We start from the raw sequence: 22,508 nt of genomic DNA on the forward strand, positions 1-22,508 counted from the left end.
AGGACGGGTTGTGGATCAATCCACGCGAACGTGGGCCTCGTCGACGACCTTGGCCCACTTCTTCACTTCCGACTTGAAGAAAACGTCGAATTCCTGGGGGCTGGTTCCCATCGGATCGCAGCCGACCGCCTCCAGCGCGGCGCGCACTTCGGGCGCCTGCGTGGCCTGGGCCGCCGTCGCGCTCAGCTTCTGGATGATGTCGGGCGGCGTGCCAGCGGGCGCGAACAGGCCAAACCAGGCCGTGGCGTCATAGCCGGGCACGCCCGACTCGGCCAAGGTGGGAATATCCGGGGCGGCCTGCGAACGCGTCTTGGTCGTGACCGCCAGGGCGCGCAGCTTGCCACTCTTGACCAGGGGAAGGGTGGTGACGATGTTGTCGAAGGCCAGCGGTACCTGCCCGCCCAGCACGTCCGACATGGCCGGCGCCGCGCCGCGGTAGGGCACGTGCTGCATCTTGACGCCGGCCTGGCTGTTGAACAGCTCGGCGAAGAGGTGGGCGCCCGATCCATTGCCCGCGCTGGCGAAGTAGATGGGCTTCTCGGACGGCTTCTTGGCCTCGGCGATCAGATCCGATACCGAACGGTAGGGCGTGCCGGGGTTGACCACCACCAGGAAGGGCGTCGAAGCGACCTGCGCAATCGGGGCCAGGTCCTTCAACGGGTCATAGGTGAGTTTCTGATAAAGACTGGGGTTGACCGCCAGCGAGATGGTGCCGAAAAGCACCGTGTAGCCGTCGGGCGCCGCCTTGGCCACATAGTCCGAACCGATATTGCTGGCAGCCCCGGCCTTGTTCTCGATGACGATGGGCTGGCCCAGCAAGACCGCCATCTTCCCGGCGATGGCGCGCGCGGCCACGTCCGAGGCGCCCCCCGCGGGAAAGCCCACCACCAGCCGGATCGGCCGCTCGGGATAGTCGGCCTGGGCCGCGCCGGCCAGGCCCAGACTGGCCAGCATGCCACTGGCCAACAAAATCTTGAAGCGCTTCACGGTCATCTCCTGTCATTGGTTTTGTATTGGGTTTGCGGGGCATTTTGCCCGTCCCGTGCCGATCGGAGAACCGGAAGAGATCGAAGAGGCGATTCACTTATCTTGAATGCTCGCGCCGGCGTCCGTTTCGGAATTGTTGAACGGAGCATTCGATCCCCGGGCCTTCTTGCCCGGGCCGCGCGCGCGCAAGAATGCGCGGACAACACCGACAATCAGGAGACAGGAATGAAGCAGCGTCTGCGCGGCGTCCTCTACGCCATCGCGGTATCCCTATGCGGTCTAGCCGTTCCCCAAGCCGCCGGGGCCGCCGCGGCCTATCCATCCAAGCCCATCCGGCTGGTCGTTCCGTGGGCGCCGGGCGGCAGCACCGATATCCTGGCGCGCACCACCGCCGAACGGCTGACGAAGGCGCTCAAACAGCCCGTGATCGTCGAAAACCGGGCGGGCGCCAGCGGCAACATCGGCGCCGACATCGTGGCGCGGGCCGCGCCCGACGGCTACACGCTGCTCTTCACCAGCACCAATCTCACGCTGAATCCGGCCGTCATTCCCCAGACGCCCTACGACCCGATCAAGAACTTCACCGGCGTCACCATGGTCGCGTTCGCGCCCATGATGCTGGTGACCAAGGCCGGATTCGCCGACAATAGCCTCAAGAAGCTCATCGACTACGGCCGCGCGCATCCCGGCGAACTCAATTTCTCCAGCAGCGGCGCCGGCGGCGCCCCCCACCTGGCCGGGGAAATGTTCAAACAGGCGGCCAACCTGGACATCGTGCACGTCCCCTATACCGGCGCCGCCCCGGCGCTGACCGACGTCCTCTCCGGTCAGGTGCAAATGACCTTCACCACCTACATTTCGGCGCAGGGCATGCTGTCGGCGGGCCAGATGAAAGCCCTGGGCGTTGCCAGCAAGGACCGGCTGGCCGTGCTGCCCGACGTCGCCACCTTCGCCGAACAAGGCCTGGATATCGAGATCGGCACCATGTTCGGCCTGCTCGCGCCGGCCGGCACGCCCCGCCCCATCGTCGACCAGCTATACGCCGTCATCAAAGAGGCCGCCGCCGACCAGGCCTTCCAGGACAAAATACTGCAACAGGGCGGCACGGTCGTGGCCGACGATCCCGATCACTACAACGCCTACCTGCGCGAAGACGTCGCCAAATGGGCGGCGCTGATCAAGAAGATCGGGGGCGTGTCGGCGCATTGAGGAAAACGGACGCGCGGTCGGCGCATCGCCACGGCGTCAGTTCACCCGCCTGGGCAGCACCGCGCGCATCCACCGCGAAAGAAGAGGCCGGATGCGCTGGTTGTGCAGCAGCACGGCGCCCAGCGCGCCGATGAAGGCGCCGATCACCGTATCCAGGAACCGCGCCTCGATGACGGCCGCGGGATAGCCCTGCCCCAGATGGGGCGCTTCGGCGAGGAAGATCGTCAGCGGCGTGATCAGCACCACGGCGCTGGCGTAGTGGCGCACCACCAGCGTTTCTATCCCGAACGACAGCGCCATCATCACCAGGCTCAAGGTCCACACGTTCAGCGGCAGGCTGAGCAGCGCCCATGCCACGCACAATCCCACGGCGGTTCCCAGGATGCGGTGCATCTGCCGGCTCCAGGCGGCCCGCAAGCTCGCCCCCTGGATGATCGCCAGGCAACTGACCGGCACCCAGTAGGGCCGCGGCAGTTGCAGCAGTTCGGCCACCAGCAGGGAAACGCCCACGAACAGGCCGATGATCACGGAGTCGTAAACCACGAAATCGAAGGTGGGCTTGGGCAGTTCGGCTTCCGGCGGCGGCGGCGCCACCCGCGTCATGTGCAGGGAATACACGAAAGCGACCAGACATGCGACCAGACAGCCCAACGCCACCATGCCCACGCGCAGGGGAACGTCCTCCACGCGCCCGGGCGTGTAGGCCGCGATCGCCGTCGCCATGATGAAGAACAGGCTGCCCGGCGGACCCAGCCGGTAGCATCGGCAGACCATGTTCACCACCATGGCGATCAAGGTAAGCGCGACGATCATCGCGGCGGGCCAGAACTGGGTCAGCGCACCCACGGCATAGCAGGCGACCATGCCGAAGGACGCCGCCAGCAGCATCATCATCCGATGCTGCAGCGAGGAATTGGGCAGGCTCAGGAACACCATGCCGCCCAGGCTGGACATCAATCCGTAGTCCATGCGGCCGAAATAGGCGCCCACCATCAGGGGCAGGCCGGACGAAAGCGCCGCGGCCAAGGGCATTTCCCAGCGCCGGTCGCTGGCATTGACGCGGATCAGGTCGCGCCACACCGCCTGCAGCCGCTCCCTGGCCGAGGCGAACGAAAACCAGGGCCCATGGCCGCCGCCACCGTTTTCCGGATCGTCTTGTCTTTTCATGATTCAACCTTGCCGGCAACCCCGTCCACCGGCGGTGAGGGTCGGTCCAGTATGGGCGATCCCTCCGCGTCGGGCAATCTCGCCCGACGCGCCGGGTAAATTCCGATGGGCGAATTTAACGGGAATTCCCTGATATTCCCACCCCGGGCCGATGGCTACCATTCCGCGCACCCTAGGCCTACCGGCTGACGGACACACCATTGCATTGCGCCGACCGCGCGGAGACATCATGAAGGCACTGAAACTTGTTGCGGCAGGCACCGCGTTATTCATCTCGTCGTGGACCGCCAGCGCGGGCGTGACTTTCGATAGCGTCAAGAGCAAGGGCTTCGTCCAGTGCGGCGTATCCACCGGCGTCGCCGGGTTTTCGGTGAACGACAGCAAGGGCGGCTGGATCGGCCTGGACGTGGACCTGTGCCGCGCGCTGGCCGTCACCCTGTTCGGCGACGCCTCCAAGGCCAAGATCATGGCCGTCAGCGCGCTGCAGCGCTTCACCGCCCTGCAATCCGGCGAGGTCGACGTGCTTCCCCGCAACACGACGCTTTCGCTCACGCGCGACACCACCCTGGGCCTGATCGGCGTGGGCGTGAACTACTACGACAGCCAGGGCATCATGGTGAACAAGTCCCTGAACGTCAAAAGCGCCAAGGAACTGGACGGCGCCACGGTCTGCGTCCAGCCCGGCACCACCACGGAGCTGAACCTGGCGGACTGGTTCCGCTCGCAGAACATCGTGTTCAAGCCCGTGGTCGTCGAGCGCCTGGACGAGATCATCCGCGCCTTCGCCGTCGGCCGCTGCGACGCGTTCACCGGCGACAAGTCGCAACTGGCCGCCGCCCGCAGCAATCTGGAGAATCCGGAGAAGTACGACATTCTTCCGGAGAACTTCTCGAAGGAACCGCTGGGCCCCATGGTGCGCCAGGGAGACGAACAATGGTTCAACGTGGTCCGCTGGACCATGTTCGCCATGCTGGAAGCCGAGGAATACGGCATCACTTCCAAGAACGTCGATGAAATGCTGAAGAGCACCAACCCGAACGTGCAGCGCCTGCTGGGCGTGACGCCGGGCATGGGCAAGAACCTGGGCGTCGATGACAAGTGGGCCTACAACGTCATCAAGACCATCGGCAACTATGGTGAAAGCTTCGAAAAGAACCTGGGCCCGAGCAGCCCGCTGAAGCTGCCCCGCGGCCTGAACGCGTCGTACCGGGATGGCGGGCTGATGTATGGGTGGCCGGTGCGCTGAAGCCGCCCACAAATCCGTAAGGGCAGCGCCGAAAGGCCTGCCCTTTTTTTGCAGCCGGGCCGCCCCAAGACAAAAGCGCCCCCTTGGGGCAACAAGCGCGCGTAGCGTGCGCGGCGCGGGGGGTATTTTTCGTGGCGAATCGCGCCCAGGATGAGATCCGGCCCTCCTCCTCCGGCATGACGCTCTCATCCTTATGCAGAGTCGACGCCGCATTCCCCGCTTCCTATCCTCCTGCTAAGCCTGTCGCCTCCCGCGACGGCCATTCATGATCGCCGGCCATCGGCCGTCGATCCACGGAGGCGTCATGGCAACTCGACCGCAGGTCCATCCCGCCGACACGATGAATGAATACCCGCCGCCGGTCCTGTCCGGAGGGCGCCGGTTCCTCGCCGAAGGCGATTCCTGGTACACGCTCGGCACCCTGAAAGGGTCGAGACTGAGCAACCTTCTGTTCGAGCTGGGCCTTTCCATCCGCACGCAGATCCTCAACTGCGCCTACCCGGGCGACACGCTCAAGCACATGGTCGAAAGCGTGGAGCGAAGCACGTTCAACAGGCTGCTTTATCTGCCGCGGTTCGAGCACAAATGGGACGCCATTCTGCTTTCCGCGGGTGGAAACGACTTCATCGACGCGACGGCCACGCCGCTTACAGACAGTGAAGGAAAGCCGACGCCTGCCGAAAAGCGGATATTGCTGCGCCCGGACGAAACCGCAAGCTCCACCCTGACAGGCCCGGAACGCTATGTCAGCACGGCGGGTTGGGCGACATTGACGCGCTATCTTTTGCAGAATTTCCAGGCCATGGCAGGCCGTCGCGACCAGGGGAAGAACCGGGGACGCCCAATTTTTGTCCATACCTACGCGAAACCCACGGTGCGTCCGTCGGGCGTGCTGCCCAGGGACAAGGGCTGGCTCTATCCCGCGTTCAACAATTACGGCGTTCCGCCCGACTTCTGGCAACCGGTCTGCGACCACTTGTTTGAACAATTGCGCCTGTTCATGCTGTCGCTGGACCAGGGCAGCGGATCGCCAAACGCCATCCCAAAGCTGCACGTCTTCGATTCCGCGTCGATGGGCGGGATTAAGCCCGCGAAACCCGGAGAAAAGGGAGAGTCCGGCGATTGGATCAACGAGATCCACCTCACTCCCAAGGGCTACCGGAAGGTGGGTAAGGAGTTCGGCAAGATGATCGAAAAGGTGCTCGGCACCTATCCCCCCAGGAGCTAGGCAAGGCCATTGCCTACTTCTACGCCCCTTGCTGCCTGCCGGCGTGGAACAGCGGCGACGCCTGGATCCGTTCCAGCATGCCGCGCACGGCGCCCGTCAGGGGCCGGTTGGCCCTGACCAGCAGGCGTGTCTGCGCGGCTTCGAAAATGGGGTTGGTGGTGCGCAGCGCCACCAGTTCGCCGCGGGCGACTTCCTTGACGACGGAGTTCGCCGAAATGAAGGTCAGGCCCAGGCGGGATTCGACGTAGCGTTTCAGCGTGACGACCGAGTTGGCGATGAAGCCGGGGGCCAGGACGATGTTTTCCGACAGCTCCGCCATTTCGATCAATTGGCGCAAGCCGAAGCCGGGTGCCATCAGCGCGACCGGATAGCGCGCCACGTCCTTGAGCGCCGGCCGCTTGCGCTGGCGCGCCAGCGGATGGTCCGGCCAGGCGATCACGCACACGGGATGCGTGCGGGCGTCGACCACGCGGATGGCGAGGTCCGCGGGCGCGCCGAGCACGACGCCGATGTGCGCATCGTCGTGGACCACGGCGCGCACCGCGTCGGAAGCCCCGGCCACGCGCAGCGATACGCGGATGCCCGGATGTTCGCGGCAGAAGGCGTCCACGACACCGCTCATCAGGAGATCGACAAAGCCTTCGCTGGCGACGATCTGGACGTCGCCGCGCTGCAGGCCGTTGGCTTCGTCCAGCCGGGCCCGCAGGGCCTGCTCGCTGGCCTGGCGGTCGCGGCAATGGTCCATCACGATGGCCGCCATGTCGGTGGGCACGATGCCGCGGCCTTTGCGTTCCAGCAGCGCCACGCCCAGTTCTTTCTCCAGCAATTGGATCTGCCGGCTGACGATGGACGGCTCGACTCCCAGGCGTTCGGCGGCGCCGCGCACCGAGCCGGTGGTGACCGCTTCGAAGAAATACTGCAAGCGCCGCGCGCTCAGGCCGCCGACCATGTCTCTTTCCTTTTCGTTTTCTACGATTTCCGGAAATCGTTGCCTTTAAGGCAACAAAATTTCCGTGAGCTTACATTGATTCACAGGCCGACGATTGCGAATAATGCGCTTACTTTCCAATCCGCTCGGTTGCGGTCGAGGCTGGACGCCATCATCGACGGCAATGCGAGGTCACGCCTTTTCGAGCCTACAAGCATGAAACCTATCGCTTCCCTCCTGGCAGCCGCCACCCTGAGCGTGTTCTGTCAACAGGCCGCGTTTGCCTCGCAAGAAGCCGCGTATCCGTCCAAGCCCGTCAAGATCGTGGTCGGCTACGCGCCGGGCGGCTCTTCCGATGCCGTGGCCAGGCTGGTGGCCGGGCGCCTGTCGGAGAAGCTGGGCCAGACCTTCGTGGTGGAGAACCGCCCGGGCGCGGCCAGCAACATCGCGGCCGCCACGGTGGCACGATCGCCCAATGACGGCTACACCATCCTGCTGGGCTCGAACGCCAGCACCATCAACGTGTCGCTGTACAAGGATCTGCCCTTCGACTTCCAGAAGGATTTCGAGCCGGTGGCGCTGCTGACGCGCTTTCCCAACATCATGGTGGTGAACAACACCGTGCCGGCGAAGTCGGTGCAGGAGTTCATCGGCTATGCCAAGGCGAATCCCAAGGGCATTTTCTTCGCGTCGTCGGGCGCGGGTTCGTCGACGCGCCTGTCGGCCGAACTGTTCAAGATGATGGCGGGCGTGGAAATGGAACACGTCCAATACAAAGGCAGCGCGCCGGCCCTCACGGACCTGATGGCCGGCCGGATCCAGGTGATGTTCGACACCGCCCCGTCCGTCATGCCCCTCATCAAGGGCGACAAGCTGCGCGCGCTGGGCGTCACCAGCGCCAGCCCGCAGCCCTTCGCGCCGGAGATCCCGACGATAGACGCGAGCGGCGTCAAGGGCTATGAGATGACGTCCTGGTACGCCCTGTTCGTGCCCGCCGGCACGCCGGCCGGCATCGTGGACAAGCTGAACAAGGAAGTCAACGCGATCCTGGAAGAGAAGGACACCCAGGAGAAACTCGCCGGCATGGTGGCGACGCCGGGCGGCGGCACGCCGGAAGAACTGCGCAAGCACGTGGCCTCGGAAATCGCCAAATATGGCGAAGTGGTCAAGGCCTCCGGCGCCACCGCTGACTAGGCTTTCGTATCATGCGCGTTTTTACCGGTTCGCTGGCGACGGAGACCAACACCTTCGCCCCATTGCCCACGTCGCGGGATGACTTTGCCGATCGGGGCTATTTCCCCGCCGGCACCCATCCGCCGGAGATGACGATTTTCAGCGGACCGCTGTGGGCCGCGCGCCAGCGTGGCGCGCAGCATGGCTGGGAAGTGATCGAAGGCATGGCCGCGGGCGCGCAGCCCAGCGGCATCACGACCCGCCATGCCTATGAATCGCTGCGCGATGAACTGCTGCGCGACCTGCGCCAGGCGCTGCCCGTCGACATGGTGGTGCTGGGCCTGCACGGCGCGATGGTGGCCGACGGCTACGAGGATTGCGAGGGCGACCTGCTGGCCCGCGTGCGCGGGATCGTGGGTCGAGGCGTGGTGGTGGGCGCCGAACTGGACCCGCACTGCCATCTGTCCGACGCCATGGTGGCGAACGCCGACATCCTGGTGGCCTACAAGGAATACCCCCACACCGATATCCGCGAGCGCGCGCTGGAGCTGGTGGACTTCTGCGCGGCCCAGGCCGAAGGGCGCATTTGCCCGGTGGCCGCGGTGGTGGACTGCGAGATGGCCGTGACCATCCGGACTCCACAAGAACCGGCCAGAAGCTATATCGACAGACTGAGCGCACTTGAGGACAAGGACGGGATCCTTTCCATCTCGGTGGTGCACGGCTTCCCCTGGGGCGACGTGCCCGATATGGGCACCAAACTGCTGGTGTACGCGGACGGCGACGCGCGGGCCGCGCAAGCCCTCGCCCGCCGCCTCGCCGACGAACTGATCGGCCTGCGCGAACGCCTCACCCCCGTCTACCCGGATGCGGACCAGGCCATCGACCAGGCGCTTGCCTGCGGCGCGGCGCCGGTGGTGATCGCGGACGCGGCCGACAATCCCGGCGGCGGCGGCGCGGGCGACTCCACCTTCATGCTGCGCCGCCTGCGCGAACGCGGGATCGGCAACGTGGCGGTGGGGCCGCTGTGGGACCCCGTCGCCGTGCGCATCGCCTTCAGCGCCGGGGTGGGCGCGCGCTTGCCGCTGCGCATCGGCGGCAAGATCGGGCCCCTGTCGGGCGCGCCCCTTGATCTGGTTTGCATTGTGAAAAGCCTGGTCCCGGGCATGATCATGACGGGGCTGTCCGGCTCGCCGGCCGCGGTGGGCAATGCCGCGCTGGTGGAGGCCGACGGCATCGAGATCGTGCTGATCACGGTGCGCGCGCAGGCGCTGCATACCGACGTCTTCACCCAGCTAGGCTGCCGGCTGGAGGAAAAGGCGCTGATCGTGGTCAAGTCCGCGCAGCACTTCCACGCGGCGTTTTCACAGGTGGCCCGGCACATCGTCTACGCCGACGCGCCGGGTTCGGTGGCGCTCGATCTGCGCGCCCTGCCTTATCGGCGCGTGCGGCGGCCCAAGTGGCCGATGGACGCCTGAACAGTCAGATGCCGCTCGGCGGCGGCAGGGTTTCGCAAAAAGCGGCGCGGCCGGAAGCCTGGGCGAACCACTGATCCAGGAACGGCCGGCCTTCGCGCCACTTCCAGACGGTGTGCCGGCGCTCCGCGTATCCCAGCACCGCGGCCAGCGCGAGGAATCCCGCATCGACCGTCGAGAATGCACCTTGCGCGGCCTGGGATTCCAGCACATCGGCGACCCGGTTCGCCCGGCCAAGCTCCAGCGCAATGACGGAAGGGCTGCGTTCGGATGCCGGCCGACGCAGCTCGCGGTTCCAGACTGCGACGCCGTCGAGCAGGCCCAGCACGCGCCCGTACGCGGCCTGGCCCGAGGCGCTGGCGGGCATCATGCCCGGCCGGCCGCCATGGCCGTCCAGCCAGCCCAGGATCAGCGTGGTCTCGGTAAGAGTCGTGCCGTCCGGCAGCGCGAGCGCGGGCACGCGGCCGACGGGGTTGTAGGGCAACACCGCGGCGGCGGGGTCGCGCAGCGTGGTGACCGCCTCGTCCACGGCCTGCGCCAGCCCTCTTTCGCGCAACGCCATGCGGCAGATGCGGGCATAGGGCGATCCCTCGGAGTAAAAGAGCCGAGGCTTTCCTGCTGAAGATGAATCCGTCATCGGAGGCGGTCCTGACTGTCTGGGTAGGGATGCCTATTTTGCATTGCGGCGGCCAGGCGTGCCTGCGCGCGTCCGCAACCGTGTAACGAAACGTCGCGGCGGTCCTTCGCCGCCCGTTTATGATGGCGGAGTGCGAGTGCGCCCAAATGCGTTACTCTCCCCTCCCCTATCATTTCCCGCAAGGAGCCTCCTCATGGCACAAGCCTCCGCCCGCCACATCCTCGTCTCCACCGAAGACAAGGCCAACGAACTCAAGACCGCCATCGAGAACGGCGCCGACTTCGCCCAACTGGCCAAGGAAAACTCCAGTTGCCCGTCCAGCCGCGACGGCGGCAACCTGGGCTCGTTCGGCCCCGGCCAGATGGTCAAGGAATTCGACACCGTGGTGTTCAGCGCCCCGGTCGGCGTGGTCCAGGGCCCGGTGAAGACCCAATTCGGCTACCACCTGGTCGAAGTGACCAGCCGCAAGGACTGAGTCTCTCGGATTCCAGCAAACAGGCCGCCGCCAGAAGATCTGGCGGCGGCCTTTTCATTTGCTTCCGCCTTCGGATTGCGACTTCAGGCGGGCTGCGCCGCCGCGCGCAGGCAATCCGCGAAGGCGTTCAGGCCCGCGCTGTCGCGACGCCCGCTGCGGGTAACGATGGCGTAATCCAGGGCCACGCGCGGCGTCAGGTCACGGAGGGTCACGCGCCAGCGCGTACCCGTCAGCGCGGCAAACGAGGGCACCACAGCCTGGCCCAGGCCGGCCTCGACCATGGCCAGCAACGTTTCCAGATGGCTATAGACACGACGCGCAGTGGACTGCGCGGCGTCGGGCATGCTCGGGACGTGCCGGTCTATCAGTTGCTGGATGGGGTTGCTCGGCGGCAGCACGATGAGGCTGGCGGGATCCAGCCGCTGCCACGACAACGGAGCCCGGCGCGTTTTGGGGGCCAGCGTCGCCGGCTGGGCTAGTACCAGTTCAGCGGGAAACAGCCCGCGCCTGCGCATGCCGGCGGTCTTCTGGAAGAAGGCGCCAAATCCGGCGTCCAGGGTGCCGTCCTCCACTCCCTGCTGGATCAGGCCACGGTCCATGTCGGCCACTTCGACGCGCCATTCCGGCTGCGCCTCGGCATAGGCCCGAAGCACCTGCGGCAAGATGCTGCTGGCGATGAGCGGCGTGACGCCGACCCGAAGCACGCGCGCCCGCGGCTTGTTGGCCGCGGCCAACTGGCGCATCGTTTCCACCAATTCGTCGACCGTGCGCTGTGCGACGGGCAGCAGCGTGCGGCCCGCGTCGGTAAGCAGCACCGCACGGGTACTGCGCTCGAACAGCCGGCACCCGACCGTCTGCTCGAATTCACGCACCATCGCGCTTAACCCAGCCTGCGTCACGTGCAACTGGGCCGCGGCTTTGGTGAAGCTCGCGTGTTCGGCAACAGCCAGAAATCCGCGCAACTGGCGTAGAGAGAAATTCATGTACGGACCTGCAAGGTATTAACAATCAAAAGTTGTTAATGAACAAAATAGCGTAGTTTTACTTGTTTATCCGTTTAGGTTGCAATAGATCAATGCGTTGCCTTCCGATTGAGATGGCTCAAAACAATAAGCGCAGTTCCCTTCAGGAGACGAACTTGTTCCGACTTTCCCCGCGAATCGCCGCGGCGTTCGCCATTGCATGCGCGGCCGTTGCCCCCATGTCCGCCGCGCTGGCGGCCTTCCCCGAAAAGCCCATCCGGCTGGTGGTGCCCTTCCCGCCGGGCGGTCCGACCGATACGAGCGCGCGCCTGTTCAGCAAGACAATGGCCGAGCAGCTTGGTCAGCCCGTCATCGTGGAAAACCGCGCGGGCGCGGGCGGTTCCGTAGGCACCACTTCGGTCACGCGCGAGCAGCCCGATGGCTACACCTTGCTATGGGGCGGCACCAGCAGCATGGTGGTTGCGCCGGCGCTCTACCCTAAGCTGGACTATGACCCGATTGCTTCCTTTACCCCGATCGGGATGGCGGTGCGAGGCCCCCTCATTCTGGTGAGTCGCCCCGCCCTGCCCAGCCCGGACCTGAAGGCACTGCTCGATCTCTCGCGGCGCCAGCCGCTGACGGTGGCGTCGGCCGGCACCGGTTCAGTCGGCCATCTGACCGCAGAACTGTTCGACCGCAGCGCGGGCGTGGAAATCCTGCACATCCCGTATCGCGGCGGCGCGCCGGCGCTGAGCGATGTTCTGGGCGGCCAGGTGGATCTGCTGTTCGACACGGTGACGCTGCTGTATCCGCAGATCGCGGCGCAAAAGTTGCGCGCCTACGCGGTCACCGGCGCTCAGCGCTACCCGCAATTGCCCGATGTCCCCACGGTTGCCGAAGTGCTGGGCAAGCCCTTTGAAGCGTATTCCTGGTTCGGCCTGATGGCCCCCGCCAATACGCCGCAGCCGGTTATCGAGCGGCTGACCAAAGCGCTGGGCGCCGCGGCTCGCGATCCCGAGGTCAAGCGCCAACTCGCCGACCTCGGCCTCGAACCTGTGGGCGATACGCCCGAGCAGTTCGCGCAGTCGATCCGCACCGACCTGGACAAGTGGTCCCTGGTCGTCAAACAAGCCGGCATCAAGCCGGACTAACCTTCTTCCGACGCAGCAATATGTCTCACACATCGACGTCCGATCCCCTGTTCCTAATCGCCGGCGCAGGCCTCGGCGGGTTGACCGCCGCGCTGGCCCTGCAGCGGCGCGGCCTGCGCGTGCGCGTGCTGGAGCAGGCGCAGGTGCTGCGCGAAGTCGGCGCCGGCATCCAGCTCAGCGCCAACGCGAACCGCGTGCTCTACCAGTTGGGCCTGGAGGACGCGTTGATGGAAGTCGCCCGCCCCACGGCTGGCAAGCGCATCCGGCTGTGGTCCAGCGGACGGACCTGGCCGCTGTTCGATCTGGGCGCGGAATCGGTTGCCCGCTACGGCTATCCGTACCTGACGATTTACCGCGCCGATCTGCATCAGATCCTCGCGCGCGCTGTGATGGCCAATGATCCCGAGGCCATCACGCTGGGCGCGCGCGTTGCGGAATTCACCCAGCACGAAAGCGGCGTCACAGTGACGCTGGAATCGGGCAAGCGCATAGATGGCACGGCGCTGATCGGGGCCGACGGCGTGCATTCCCGGGTACGCGCGGCGCTATTCGGCGCGGACGCCGCAACGTTCTCCGGCACGGTTGCCTGGCGCGGCGTCATCCCGGCCGAGAAGCTGCCGGCGCATCTGCGCGAGCCCTACGCCTGCAACTGGGTCGGGCCTGGCGCGCACGTGATCCACTACCCGTTGCGGCAGGGCAAGCTGGTGAACTTCGTGGGCATTCTGGAGCGCGACGATTGGCAGGTGGAATCCTGGACCGAGCGAGGCAGCGTGGAGGAATGCGCCCGGGACTTCCAGGGCTGGCATGAGGATGTGCAGACGCTGATCCATGCGTTGGACGAACCCTACAAGTGGGCTCTGATGCTGCGCGAGCCACTGCCGGTATGGTCGCAGGGCCGGGTAACGCTGCTGGGCGACGCCTGCCATCCGACGCTGCCCACGCTGGCCTCCGGCGCGGCGATGGCGATCGAGGACGGCTATGTGCTCGCTCGCGCGCTGGAATCGCGGCCCGGCGATATTCCGCAGGCCTTCAGACACTACGAAGCCGCGCGCGTGGAGCGGGCATCGCGAGTGGTGCGCGGTTCGGCCGAAAACGCGCGGCGCTTCCACAATCCGGCGCTGGAGCACGCGGAAGGCGCGGCCGAATATGTAGACCGCGAGTGGAACGAAACCCGTGTGCGTGAACGCTACGAGTGGCTCTTCAGCTACAACGCGGACGAAGCGCCGGTCTGATTCCGCTTGTTTTTAGAATAATGCCGCCGCCGGGCTCTCCCTGGCAGCGGCTTTTTTATTTTTGGGCCCTGCGGCAAGAAGCCGCATCACTCCCTGCCCGTCATCACCATATGCGCCAGCGCATCCGCGTCCAGCCCGGCCACGTCGCGTTCGATGACCTTCATGCCGCTCTTCAGGATCGCCACGCGGTCGGCCAGCGCGACCACGTCCGCCATGTTGTGGCTGATGAGGATGACGGTGCGGCCTTCGTCGCGCAGCTTGCGCACCAGGTTCAGCACCAGCGCGGTTTCCTTGACGCCCAGCGCGGCGGTGGGTTCGTCCATGATGACGACGCGGGCATCCCAGCGCAGCGCGCGGGCGATGGCGACGGCCTGGCGCTGTCCGCCGGACATGCGCTCGACGGGGCGTTCCATGTCGTCGATGGGCACGGACAGGCGCTGCAGGTAGCCGCGCGCATCCTGCGCCATGCGGCGCTTGTCCAGCACGCTGAACGGGCCCACGCGGCGCACCAGTTCGGCGCCCATGAAGATGTTTTCCCAGATGGACAGGCGCGGGGCCAGCGCCAGGTCCTGGTAGATGGTGGCGATGCCCTGCACCAGCGCGTCATGGGGCGAAGCGAACACCACCTTCGTGCCGTCCAGGCTGAGTTCGCCGCCGCTGGGTTCCTGCGCGCCGGAGACGATGCGGATCAGCGTGGACTTGCCCGCGCCGTTGTCGCCGCAGATGGCCATGACCTTGCCTTGCGGCACGTCCAGGTCTATGCCTTTCAAGGCCTCGACGGCGCCGTAGGATTTCCTGATCTGGCGTAGCGACAACGCGGCGGACATGGCGGCTGGACTCTTACTTGGCGGGTTGCAGGAATTTCTGGACGTTGGAGGCGTCGACCAGCACGGAATCCATGAAGAGGTAGGGGCCGGCGGCGACGTTCTCCCTGGGCTCCTTCTTGACGACGATGCGGTCGATGGCGTCGACGGCGGTGGCGCCCAGTTGTTCGAACGGAATCATCATGGTGGCGGTGATGAGGCTGGCCGGATCCGCGATGCGGCGATACGTTTCGGGGCCGCCGTCGACGGACACCAGGGTGATGTCGCCCTTCTTCAGGCCCTGGGCCTGGAGCAGGTCGTCGATGACGTAGGCCTGGCCGTCGAACGAGGCCCAGACGCCCTTGAACTGGCCCTGGTGGCGCAGGAACAGCGCCTGCATGCCGTTGCGCACGTCGTCGCGCCAGCTCTGGGTGCGGGCCATGCTGAACTTGGCCAGGTCCTTAACGGCCGTGTTCTCGGTCAGGACGGCGTCCAGCATCTTGCCGCGGATGCGCGTGCCGGAGTTGCCGTCGAAGCGGGCGGACAGGATGTTGCCCTGGTAGCCCATCTTGCCCAGCAGGTACAGGACCGACTGGGCGCCGGTGGCGTATTCATTGACCTCGACGTCGAACAGCATGTGCGGGCTGGCGCCGGACATGACGCCGACCACGGGGATGCCCTTTTCCTTCGCGGCCTGGAGCTGGGCGTCGGTTTCCACGGGCTTGCCCATGGCGATGACGATGGCGTCGACCTTCTTGTTGACCAGGGTGTCGAGTTGCTCGGCCAGCTTGGGCAAGGACCCTTCGGCGTTCAACTGGGTGACGGTCCAGCCCTTTTCGCGAGCGGCGCCGGCCGCGGCGTTGGCGACGCGGGCGTGGGTTTCCGAAGACATCTGGAACGCGACGATGCCCACGTCGAAGGCGTGGGCGGCGGCGCTGGCGGCCAGCGCCTGCGCGGCGAACGCGGCAAGCGCCAGGGTGCGCGTCAAGGATTTACGCATGGTGGTTTCCCCTTCCGGTCAGAATTTGAAGGCCGCTTTCTTCAGCACGGCCGATGACACCGCGACGGACGCGATGATGATGAAGCCCAGCACGATGTCCTGCACGTAGTACGGCGCGCCCATCAGGACCAGGCCGTTGCCCAGCACCTTCAGGATCAGCGCCGCGACGAGCGTGCCAGGGATGTTGGCGTGGCCGGGATTGAACATGGTCATGCCCAGCAGCACGGCGGCGATCGCGTACAGGAAGTAATCGCCGGCCATGTTGGGCGCGGCGGACGACAGGCTGGCGGTGAGCAGGACGGCCGCCAGGCCCGCGCACAGGCCGGACAGGGCCAGGCCGATGCTCTTCATGGCGCGGATGTCGATGCCGGCCAGGCGGGCGGATTCGCCGGCCTCGCCGGTGGCGGTCATGCGGGCGCCGGTGCGGGTCCACTTGACCAGGAAAAAGGCCAACAGCACGGCGCCCAGCATCCACAGCACCAGGGCGGGGATGCCGAAGGGCTTGCCGCGGGCCAGGTCGGTGAAGGCGGCGGGCCAGCGGCCCACGTAGGACACGCCGTCGGTCAGCATGAAAGCGAAGCCGCGCGCCATGGCGGCCATGCCCAGGGTGGCGATCAGGGAAGGCACCCGCAGCCGCGTCACGGCGACGCCGTTGGCCAGGCCGCAAAGCAGCCCCACGCCCAGGCCCGCTCCGATGGCAAGCAGCACAGGCTGGCCGGTATGGACCAGGGCGCCGGTGACGACGGCGGCCAGGCTGGCCACGTCGGCGACCGACAGGTCCAGTTCGGCGGTCACCAGCGCCAGCGTGAAGCCCAGCGCGATGATGGCCAGGAAACTGGTTTCCTTGGCGATGTTCAAGAGGTTGTTGGGCGCCGCGAAATTCGGCGCGGCCAACGCGAAGAATCCGACCAGGACCAGTCCCGCGATTGCCGTGCCGTATTTTTCCAGGATGCCGCGCATCGACTCAACCCTTGCTGCGTTTTGATTATGGTGCGGATGCCGGGCCCGTGCCCGGCATCGATGGCGTCGTAGTTTATACCCGCGGCTGCATGCTGATGCCCGCCAGGGCCCGCGACACTGGAGCCAGCGCGGCTTCGGCGGCGCGGAACTGCGCGTACATGCGGCGGTAGGCGCGGGCCCGGTCGGGCTGGGGCTCGTAGCGCTGCGCCACGCGCACCAGCCGGTCCTGGGCGGCCGCGAAGCTGTCGTACCGGCCCAGTCCCGTCCATGCCGCCACCGCCGCGCCCAGCACGCCCGGCTGTTCGGCCTGCCCGATGACCAGGGGCCGCTCGCAGATATCGGCCTTGACCTGGCACCACTGCGCGTTGGACGCCGCGCCGCCGCCGAAGCGGATTTCCCCCACGGGGCCGCCCAGGGCGGCCTCGGCCCGTTCCAGCACGATGCGGTTCAGGAAGGCCACGCCTTCCAGCACGGCCCAGGCCAGGTCCCCCGGACCATGGCGCCGGTTCAGGCCCAGGAAGGCCCCGCGCAGGTGCGGATCCCAGTACGGCACGCGCTCGCCCTGCAGGTAGGGCAGGAACAGCGCCGGCTGCGGATCGCGCGGCGCGTCCAGCAGGGCGTCCATGGCCTCGCCGACGCCGGCCATGCCTTCATCGCCCAGGCGGCCCAGCAAGGGCAGCAGCCAGGCGACGGTGTCCGCGCCGTTCTGGCCCGGCCCGCCGATCTGGTGATGGCCGCCGCCCCAGTCCACGGTCATCAGGCCCTGCGCCTGGACCGGCTCGGCGCCCACGGCGCCGAAGACTTCGGTGGTGCCCGAGATGTTGTAGGCATAGCCCGGCCGCAAGGCGCCCAGGCCCGCCACGGCGGCCCAGGTGTCGTTGGCGCAGGCCACCACGGGACGCCCCGCCAGGCGCGCCAGGGAGCCCGGCAAGCCGGCCTGCACCGGCCCGACGACCGCCAGCGGATCGAGCAGGGGCGGCACCCAGGCCGGATCGGCGCCCACGGCGGTGAGCAGGTCGGGCCCTTGCGCCGGGGCCGCCGCGGCCGCGGCCAGCCGGGCCATGGACACCGTGTCGCTGGCCACCCGCCCGGTCAGGCGGAAGTTCAGGTAATCCTTGGGTTCCAGCACCGCGCGCACCCGCGCCGCATGCTGCGGTTCGGCGCGCAGCAGCCAGGCCACGCGGGCCCAGGGATGGAAGGCATTGATCTGGCCGCACTCGGGATGCGAGGCCGGCATGGGCGAGAGCCATGCTCCCACGTCCGCGGCCGCGCGGGTGTCGCGCCAGGTGATGGCGGGCCGGATGGCCGCGCCCTGCGCGTCGATGAATACCTGCGTGCGCGTGACGCCGCAGATCGCGATGGCCTCGACCGCGCCGAATGCGGCGCCGGCCCGCGCGGCCAGGGTGTCGGACAGGGATTGCAGGCCGCGCCACCAGGCATCGGGGTCGATCTCGTCCCAGCCGGGCCGGTCCGCGATACCGGCCGGACTGTCGATGTGGCAGGCATGGACGATCCCGCCTCCGCCGTCCACCAGCGCGGCGCGGAAACGCGTGCCGCCCAGATCCACCGCCAGTACATGGCTCATGACGGCGTCCTGCAATGGGAAGTCTGGCTGCGCGCGGGCGGCATGGCCCGCAGCGGGCGGGAAGTCGGACGATGAAGCATGAGGGGCGCGTTCCGCGTAATCCGGTCAGGTCGTCGAAACCGCGTTTCGACCTATGAAGATTGTATTGCAGCCACGCCGGGCCGGCGGCCGGAATCCCGCGCGGACGGCGGTTTTACGCTGCACCGCAGCACCGGAAACCCTATCAATTGATTATTTCTGTTCAGGTGACAGGGGCCGGAGGCCTGCGACAGAATGGGCCACGCCCGGAGGAGACAGCCGGGGCCACAAGAATCCACTGAACCGCGTGCGCGGCGCGCGCGCCCAAGGCCCATGAAAAAATCCAGGAACAAGGTCATCATCACCTGCGCGATCACCGGCTCGGTCCACACGCCGTCGATGTCGCCCCACCTGCCCGTCACGCCCGACGACATCGCCCGGTCCGCGCTGGACGCCGCCGAGGCCGGCGCCGCCATCGTGCACTTGCATGCGCGCAAGCCGGACACCGGGCAGCCCACCCAGGACCCTGCCCTGTACGCGCAATTCCTGCCGCGCATCAAGCAGGCCTCGGACGTGGTGATCAACATCACGACGGGCGGCTCGCCGGTGCTGCCCCTGGCCGACCGCATGGCGCCGGCGCTGCGGTTCAAGCCGGAAGTGGCATCCCTGAACATGGGGTCCATGAATTTCGGCATGTACGAGCTGCTCGAACGCTTCAAGGAATTCAAGCACGCCTGGGAGCGCCCCTATCTCGAAGGCAGCAGCGACCTGATCTTCAAGAACACGTTCAAGGACATCGAGCACATCCTGACGGCTTGCGGCGACAACGGCACGCGCTTCGAGATCGAGTGCTACGACATCGGGCATCTGTACACGGCGGCGCATTTCGTGGACCGCAAGCTGCTGAAACCGCCCTTCCTGATCCAGTCGGTGTTCGGCATACGCGGCGGGATCGGCACGCATCCCGAAGACGTGGCGATGATGAAGCGGACGGCCGACCGGCTGTTCGGGGACGACTACATCTGGTCGGTGCTGGCCGCCGGGCGCAAGCAGACGCCGCTGGCGACGATGGCCGCGACCATGGGCGGGAACGTCCGCGTGGGGCTGGAGGATTCGCTGTGGGACGGGCCTGGCGAACTGGCGCGGTCGAATGCCGACCAGGTGCGCCGGATCCGGCGGATCCTGGAAGATCTGTCGCTGCGGATCGCCACGCCCGATGAAGCGCGCGAAACGCTGCAACTCAAGGGCCGCGACAACGTCGCGTTCTGACGAACGATTCCATCCAGAGGGGAGACTAGACATGAAAAAGACATTGTGCGCGGCCGCCTTGGCCGCCCTGTTCGGCATGGCCGGCGCGGCGCAGGCCGACGAGGTGATCCGCATCGGTTTCATCACCGACATGTCGGGCCTGTCCGCGGACGCGGACGGCCCGGGCGGCGCGGAGGCGATCAAGATGGCGGTGGCCGACCTGGGCGGTACGGTGGCCGGCAAGAAGGTGGAGGTTCTGGTGGCCGACCACCAGAACCGCGCCGACATCGCCTCGTCGCGCGCCCGGGAATGGCTCGACCAGAAAGGCGTGAACATGCTGATCGCGGGCGCGAACTCCGCGGCGGCGCTGGCGATGGCGAAAGTGGCCGAAGAAAAGAAGACGCCGTTCTTCGTGGTGAGCGCCGGGGCCTCGGAACTGACGAACGCGCAGTGCACGCCCTATACCGTGCATTACGTGTACGACACGGTTTCTCTCGCCCGCGGCACGGCGCGGGCCATGATGAAGGAAGGAAACAAGGACTGGTACTTCCTGACGGTGGACCATGCGTTCGGCCACGCGCTGGAGCGCGATGCGTCGGCGGTGGTGCAGGCCGACGGCGGCAACGTGAAGGGACGGGTCCGCCATCCGCTGAACGCGGCCGATTTCTCGTCGTTCATCCTGCAGGCGCAGGCATCGGGCGCTTCGGTGCTGGGCCTGGCGAATTCGGCCAGCGACACCAGCAACGCGGTGAAGGCCGCCGCCGAATTCGGGCTGACGCCGAAGATGAAGATCGCCGGCCTGCTGGTGCTGATTACGGACGTCCACGCGCTGGGCCTGCAGGCCGCCCAGGGCATGTACCTGACGACGGCCTGGTACTGGGACCAGGACGAACCCTCGCGGCAATGGGCGGCGCGTTTCGAAGAACGCATGAAGAAAAAACCGTCGATGCTGCAGGCGGGGGACTATTCCGCGACGGCGACCTACCTGAAGGCGGTCGCCGCCACCAACAGCACCGATGGCGATACGATCATGAAGTGGCTGAAGGCGAATCCGGTGAACGACTTCTTCGCCAAGGACGGCAAGATCCGCGCCGACGGGCTGATGGTGCACGACATGTTCCTGATGCAGGTGAAGGCGCCGTCGGAATCCAAGGCGCCGTGGGACTATTACAAGCTGGTGGCGCGCGTGCCCGGCGACCAGGTCTATACCTCGCCCCAGGAATCGACCTGCCGCCTGATGAAGCCCTGATCCCGCAACACGAGAAGGAATCCGCATGACCATCAAGAGCCACGTCCCGGGCGATATCTCCGCGCTGCCCGTGGACCTGTCCGGCAAGCGCGTCATCGTGACCGCGGGCGCGGCCGGCATCGGCGCGGCGATCGCCGCCGCGTTCGCCGAACGCGGCGCCCGGGTGCACGTCTGCGACGTGGATGAACAGGCCCTGGCTGCCTGCCCCCATCCGCGGGCGCGGGCCGACGTGAGCCGGCGCGAGGAAGTCGACCGCTATATGCAGGAAGCGCTGGCGCACCTGGGCGGCCTGGACGTGCTGGTGAACAACGCCGGCATCGCCGGCCCGACAGCCGGCATTGCCGACATCGCGCCGCAGGAACTGGACGCCACGCTGGACATCAACCTGGCCTCGCAGTTCCACACGGTGCGGCACGCGCTGCCGGCGCTGCGCGCGGCCGGCGGCGGCAGCATCATCAACATCAGCTCGGTGGCGGGCCGCATGGGCGTGCCGATGCGCACGCCCTACGCCGCGACCAAATGGGGCGTGGTGGGGCTGACGCGGTCGCTCGCGGTGGAGCTGGGCGGCTACGGCATCCGCGTCAATGCGCTGCTGCCGGGGCTGGTGGCGGGGCCGCGGATCGAACGGGTGATCGAGGCGCGGGCGAAGAACATGGGGCTGACGGTCGAAGAAGAAACCCGGCTGGAGCTGTCCGGCGTCAGCCTGCGGCAGTTCGTGCGCGCCGCGGACATCGCCAACATGGCGCTGTTCCTGGCCAGCCCGTTCGGGGCGATGGTCAGCGGGCAGGCGATCAGCATCGACGGCGACCTGCAATCCCTGCCCTGGCAGCCGCCGGCGGACTAGTCAGCCCAGCAGTTCGATGGTCTGCGCGTAGACGCCGTTGCGGCGCTCATCGGCGGTGGCGCGCAGCGCGTCCAGCAGGCGTTCGGCCAGGTCCTGGTTCTGCGCTTCCCGGCGAGCGATGAGCAGGAAGTCGTACCACTGCCGGGAGGCCAGCGGCCGCACCACCAGATCGGGATAGGCGGCCGCGATGTCCCAGGCGGACAGCGCGTTCACCAGGCTGATGCCCTTCACGGCCCGGACGGTTCCTGGCAGCAGGGACATGTGCGCGCGCATGCCGGAGCGCAGGATCAGCGAATCCGCGATGTTTCCCTGCGCGACGACGTAGTCGGACCACAGCGGCTTGACGTAGGTTTCGGGCGGGATGTCGCCGACCGCGATCACGTCCCGGCCCGCGAGGGGATGCTCGCGGTGCGCGATGGCCATGACGTAGGCGCGCAGGAAGGGCATGAAGTTCAGGCGCGGGCTCTCGCGGCTCACGGCGCTGAGGCCGAAGTCCGCGCGCATGGTCTCGACGGCGCTGATCGCCTGCACGGACGATTCGATGTCGATGGAGAACGGCCGCGTGCCGTTCGCATCCAGATAGCGCCGCACGGCGTCAGGCGCGTAGCCCAGCGCCAGCGCCGGCGACGAGGCGATCCGCAGGCCGCGGCCGCCGAACTGTTCGATGCTGTGCAGCGCCTCGTCGATGCGGACCAGTTCGTCCAGCACGAACTTCGCTTCGCTGTAGAGGTACTGACCGGCCTCCGTCGGCCGCAGGGTCTTGTGGGAACGATCGAACAACTGCACGCCGGTGGCGCCTTCCAGGCGCGAAATGGCGTGGCTGATCGCCGGCTGCGTCAGGTGCATGACTTGCGCGGCCTGCCGGGTGGAGCCGGTCATGACCACCGTGTAGAAAATACGGAGGTCGTGGATGTTGAAGTTGCGCTTCATG

General features: G+C 66.9%; 21 protein-coding genes. 11 read left to right on the forward strand and 10 right to left on the reverse strand.

From position 1 onward, the window contains the following. Window positions 1-15 precede the first annotated feature (15 nt). Complete coding sequence (locus tag AVE30378_RS11285) at window positions 16-993, reverse strand: tripartite tricarboxylate transporter substrate binding protein (protein ID WP_129240946.1); 978 nt, start codon at window positions 991-993, stop codon at window positions 16-18. 219 nt (window positions 994-1,212) lie between these two features. Between AVE30378_RS11285 and AVE30378_RS11290 the strand changes: the two genes are divergently transcribed. Beyond that, the gene (locus AVE30378_RS11290) at window positions 1,213-2,196 is read left to right on the forward strand and encodes a Bug family tripartite tricarboxylate transporter substrate binding protein (RefSeq protein WP_129240947.1); all 984 of its coding nucleotides are present in this window, start codon (window positions 1,213-1,215) and stop codon (window positions 2,194-2,196) included. A gap of 36 nt (window positions 2,197-2,232) precedes the next feature. Here AVE30378_RS11290 and AVE30378_RS11295 read toward each other — a convergent pair whose 3' ends face one another. After that, window positions 2,233-3,363 carry an FUSC family protein gene (locus AVE30378_RS11295; RefSeq protein ID WP_129240948.1) on the reverse strand — a complete coding sequence of 377 codons (1,131 nt, stop codon included), beginning with the start codon at window positions 3,361-3,363 and terminating at the stop codon, window positions 2,233-2,235. A 229-nt stretch (window positions 3,364-3,592) separates the two neighbouring features. On the opposite strand from AVE30378_RS11295, the gene AVE30378_RS11300 reads away from it, so the two are divergent. Further along, complete coding sequence (locus AVE30378_RS11300) at window positions 3,593-4,609, forward strand: amino acid ABC transporter substrate-binding protein (protein ID WP_129240949.1); 1,017 nt, start codon at window positions 3,593-3,595, stop codon at window positions 4,607-4,609. A gap of 304 nt (window positions 4,610-4,913) precedes the next feature. Beyond that, window positions 4,914-5,837, forward strand: a complete 924-nt coding sequence (locus tag AVE30378_RS11305; protein ID WP_129240950.1) for a hypothetical protein — start codon at window positions 4,914-4,916, stop codon at window positions 5,835-5,837. Window positions 5,838-5,856: 19 nt separating this feature from the next. Here the strand turns inward: AVE30378_RS11305 and AVE30378_RS11310 are convergent, their stop codons facing one another. Further along, window positions 5,857-6,786, reverse strand: a complete 930-nt coding sequence (locus tag AVE30378_RS11310; RefSeq protein ID WP_129240951.1) for a LysR family transcriptional regulator — start codon at window positions 6,784-6,786, stop codon at window positions 5,857-5,859. Between the two features lie 195 nt (window positions 6,787-6,981). Here AVE30378_RS11310 and AVE30378_RS11315 point away from each other — a divergent pair, with 195 nt between their 5' ends. Both AVE30378_RS11315 and AVE30378_RS11320 read left to right on the forward strand, forming a co-directional pair. Beyond that, window positions 6,982-7,959, forward strand: coding sequence for a Bug family tripartite tricarboxylate transporter substrate binding protein (locus tag AVE30378_RS11315; RefSeq protein WP_129240952.1), 978 nt, complete (start codon window positions 6,982-6,984; stop codon window positions 7,957-7,959). 11 nt (window positions 7,960-7,970) lie between these two features. Then, window positions 7,971-9,416 (forward strand): M81 family metallopeptidase, encoded by a 1,446-nt coding sequence (locus AVE30378_RS11320; RefSeq protein ID WP_129240953.1) that lies wholly within the window; start codon window positions 7,971-7,973, stop codon window positions 9,414-9,416. A gap of 4 nt (window positions 9,417-9,420) precedes the next feature. Here the strand turns inward: AVE30378_RS11320 and AVE30378_RS11325 are convergent, their stop codons facing one another. Next, entirely contained in the window at window positions 9,421-10,050 is a 630-nt protein-coding gene (locus AVE30378_RS11325) for a glutathione S-transferase family protein (protein ID WP_129240954.1), read from the reverse strand. 193 nt (window positions 10,051-10,243) lie between these two features. Between AVE30378_RS11325 and AVE30378_RS11330 the strand changes: the two genes are divergently transcribed. Beyond that, complete coding sequence (locus tag AVE30378_RS11330; protein ID WP_129240955.1) at window positions 10,244-10,525, forward strand: peptidylprolyl isomerase; 282 nt, start codon at window positions 10,244-10,246, stop codon at window positions 10,523-10,525. An 83-nt stretch (window positions 10,526-10,608) separates the two neighbouring features. On the opposite strand, the gene AVE30378_RS11335 is transcribed toward AVE30378_RS11330, so the two are convergent. Further along, on the reverse strand, window positions 10,609-11,508 hold the full coding sequence (locus AVE30378_RS11335) for a LysR family transcriptional regulator (protein ID WP_129240956.1): 900 nt from the start codon (window positions 11,506-11,508) through the stop codon (window positions 10,609-10,611). 155 nt (window positions 11,509-11,663) lie between these two features. Here AVE30378_RS11335 and AVE30378_RS11340 point away from each other — a divergent pair, with 155 nt between their 5' ends. Together AVE30378_RS11340 and AVE30378_RS11345 are read left to right on the forward strand one after the other, a co-directional pair. Continuing rightward, window positions 11,664-12,638: a Bug family tripartite tricarboxylate transporter substrate binding protein gene (locus AVE30378_RS11340; protein ID WP_244235022.1), complete on the forward strand. Its 975-nt coding sequence runs from the start codon at window positions 11,664-11,666 to the stop codon at window positions 12,636-12,638. 20 nt (window positions 12,639-12,658) lie between these two features. Then, the gene (locus AVE30378_RS11345; RefSeq protein ID WP_129240957.1) at window positions 12,659-13,870 is read left to right on the forward strand and encodes an FAD-dependent monooxygenase; all 1,212 of its coding nucleotides are present in this window, start codon (window positions 12,659-12,661) and stop codon (window positions 13,868-13,870) included. 86 nt (window positions 13,871-13,956) lie between these two features. Here AVE30378_RS11345 and AVE30378_RS11350 read toward each other — a convergent pair whose 3' ends face one another. The 4 genes from AVE30378_RS11350 to AVE30378_RS11365 all read right to left on the reverse strand — a co-directional run bounded on the left by AVE30378_RS11350 (window position 13,957) and on the right by AVE30378_RS11365 (window position 18,218). Further along, window positions 13,957-14,697 (reverse strand): ATP-binding cassette domain-containing protein, encoded by a 741-nt coding sequence (locus tag AVE30378_RS11350; RefSeq protein WP_129240958.1) that lies wholly within the window; start codon window positions 14,695-14,697, stop codon window positions 13,957-13,959. Between the two features lie 13 nt (window positions 14,698-14,710). Continuing rightward, window positions 14,711-15,673: a sugar ABC transporter substrate-binding protein gene (locus tag AVE30378_RS11355; protein ID WP_129240959.1), complete on the reverse strand. Its 963-nt coding sequence runs from the start codon at window positions 15,671-15,673 to the stop codon at window positions 14,711-14,713. An 18-nt stretch (window positions 15,674-15,691) separates the two neighbouring features. Then, complete coding sequence (locus AVE30378_RS11360; RefSeq protein ID WP_129240960.1) at window positions 15,692-16,633, reverse strand: ABC transporter permease; 942 nt, start codon at window positions 16,631-16,633, stop codon at window positions 15,692-15,694. A 73-nt stretch (window positions 16,634-16,706) separates the two neighbouring features. Next, window positions 16,707-18,218 carry a xylulokinase gene (locus AVE30378_RS11365; RefSeq protein WP_129240961.1) on the reverse strand — a complete coding sequence of 504 codons (1,512 nt, stop codon included), beginning with the start codon at window positions 18,216-18,218 and terminating at the stop codon, window positions 16,707-16,709. Between the two features lie 351 nt (window positions 18,219-18,569). Between AVE30378_RS11365 and kce the strand changes: the two genes are divergently transcribed. The 3 genes from kce to AVE30378_RS11380 are packed head-to-tail and all read left to right on the forward strand — an operon-like array spanning window position 18,570 to window position 21,577. Further along, window positions 18,570-19,505, forward strand: coding sequence for a 3,5-dioxohexanoate:acetyl-CoA acetone transferase (gene kce, locus AVE30378_RS11370; RefSeq protein WP_129240962.1), 936 nt, complete (start codon window positions 18,570-18,572; stop codon window positions 19,503-19,505). A gap of 31 nt (window positions 19,506-19,536) precedes the next feature. Next, the gene (locus tag AVE30378_RS11375) at window positions 19,537-20,733 is read left to right on the forward strand and encodes an ABC transporter substrate-binding protein (RefSeq protein ID WP_129240963.1); all 1,197 of its coding nucleotides are present in this window, start codon (window positions 19,537-19,539) and stop codon (window positions 20,731-20,733) included. Window positions 20,734-20,758: 25 nt separating this feature from the next. Continuing rightward, on the forward strand, window positions 20,759-21,577 hold the full coding sequence (locus AVE30378_RS11380) for an SDR family oxidoreductase (protein WP_129240964.1): 819 nt from the start codon (window positions 20,759-20,761) through the stop codon (window positions 21,575-21,577). On the opposite strand, the gene AVE30378_RS11385 is transcribed toward AVE30378_RS11380, so the two are convergent. Beyond that, the gene (locus AVE30378_RS11385) at window positions 21,578-22,507 is read right to left on the reverse strand and encodes a LysR family transcriptional regulator (RefSeq protein WP_129240965.1); all 930 of its coding nucleotides are present in this window, start codon (window positions 22,505-22,507) and stop codon (window positions 21,578-21,580) included. It abuts the gene before it with no gap. Window position 22,508 lies beyond the last annotated feature (1 nt).

Source organism: Achromobacter veterisilvae, from assembly GCF_900496975.1.
Classification (GTDB): domain Bacteria; phylum Pseudomonadota; class Gammaproteobacteria; order Burkholderiales; family Burkholderiaceae_B; genus Achromobacter; species Achromobacter veterisilvae.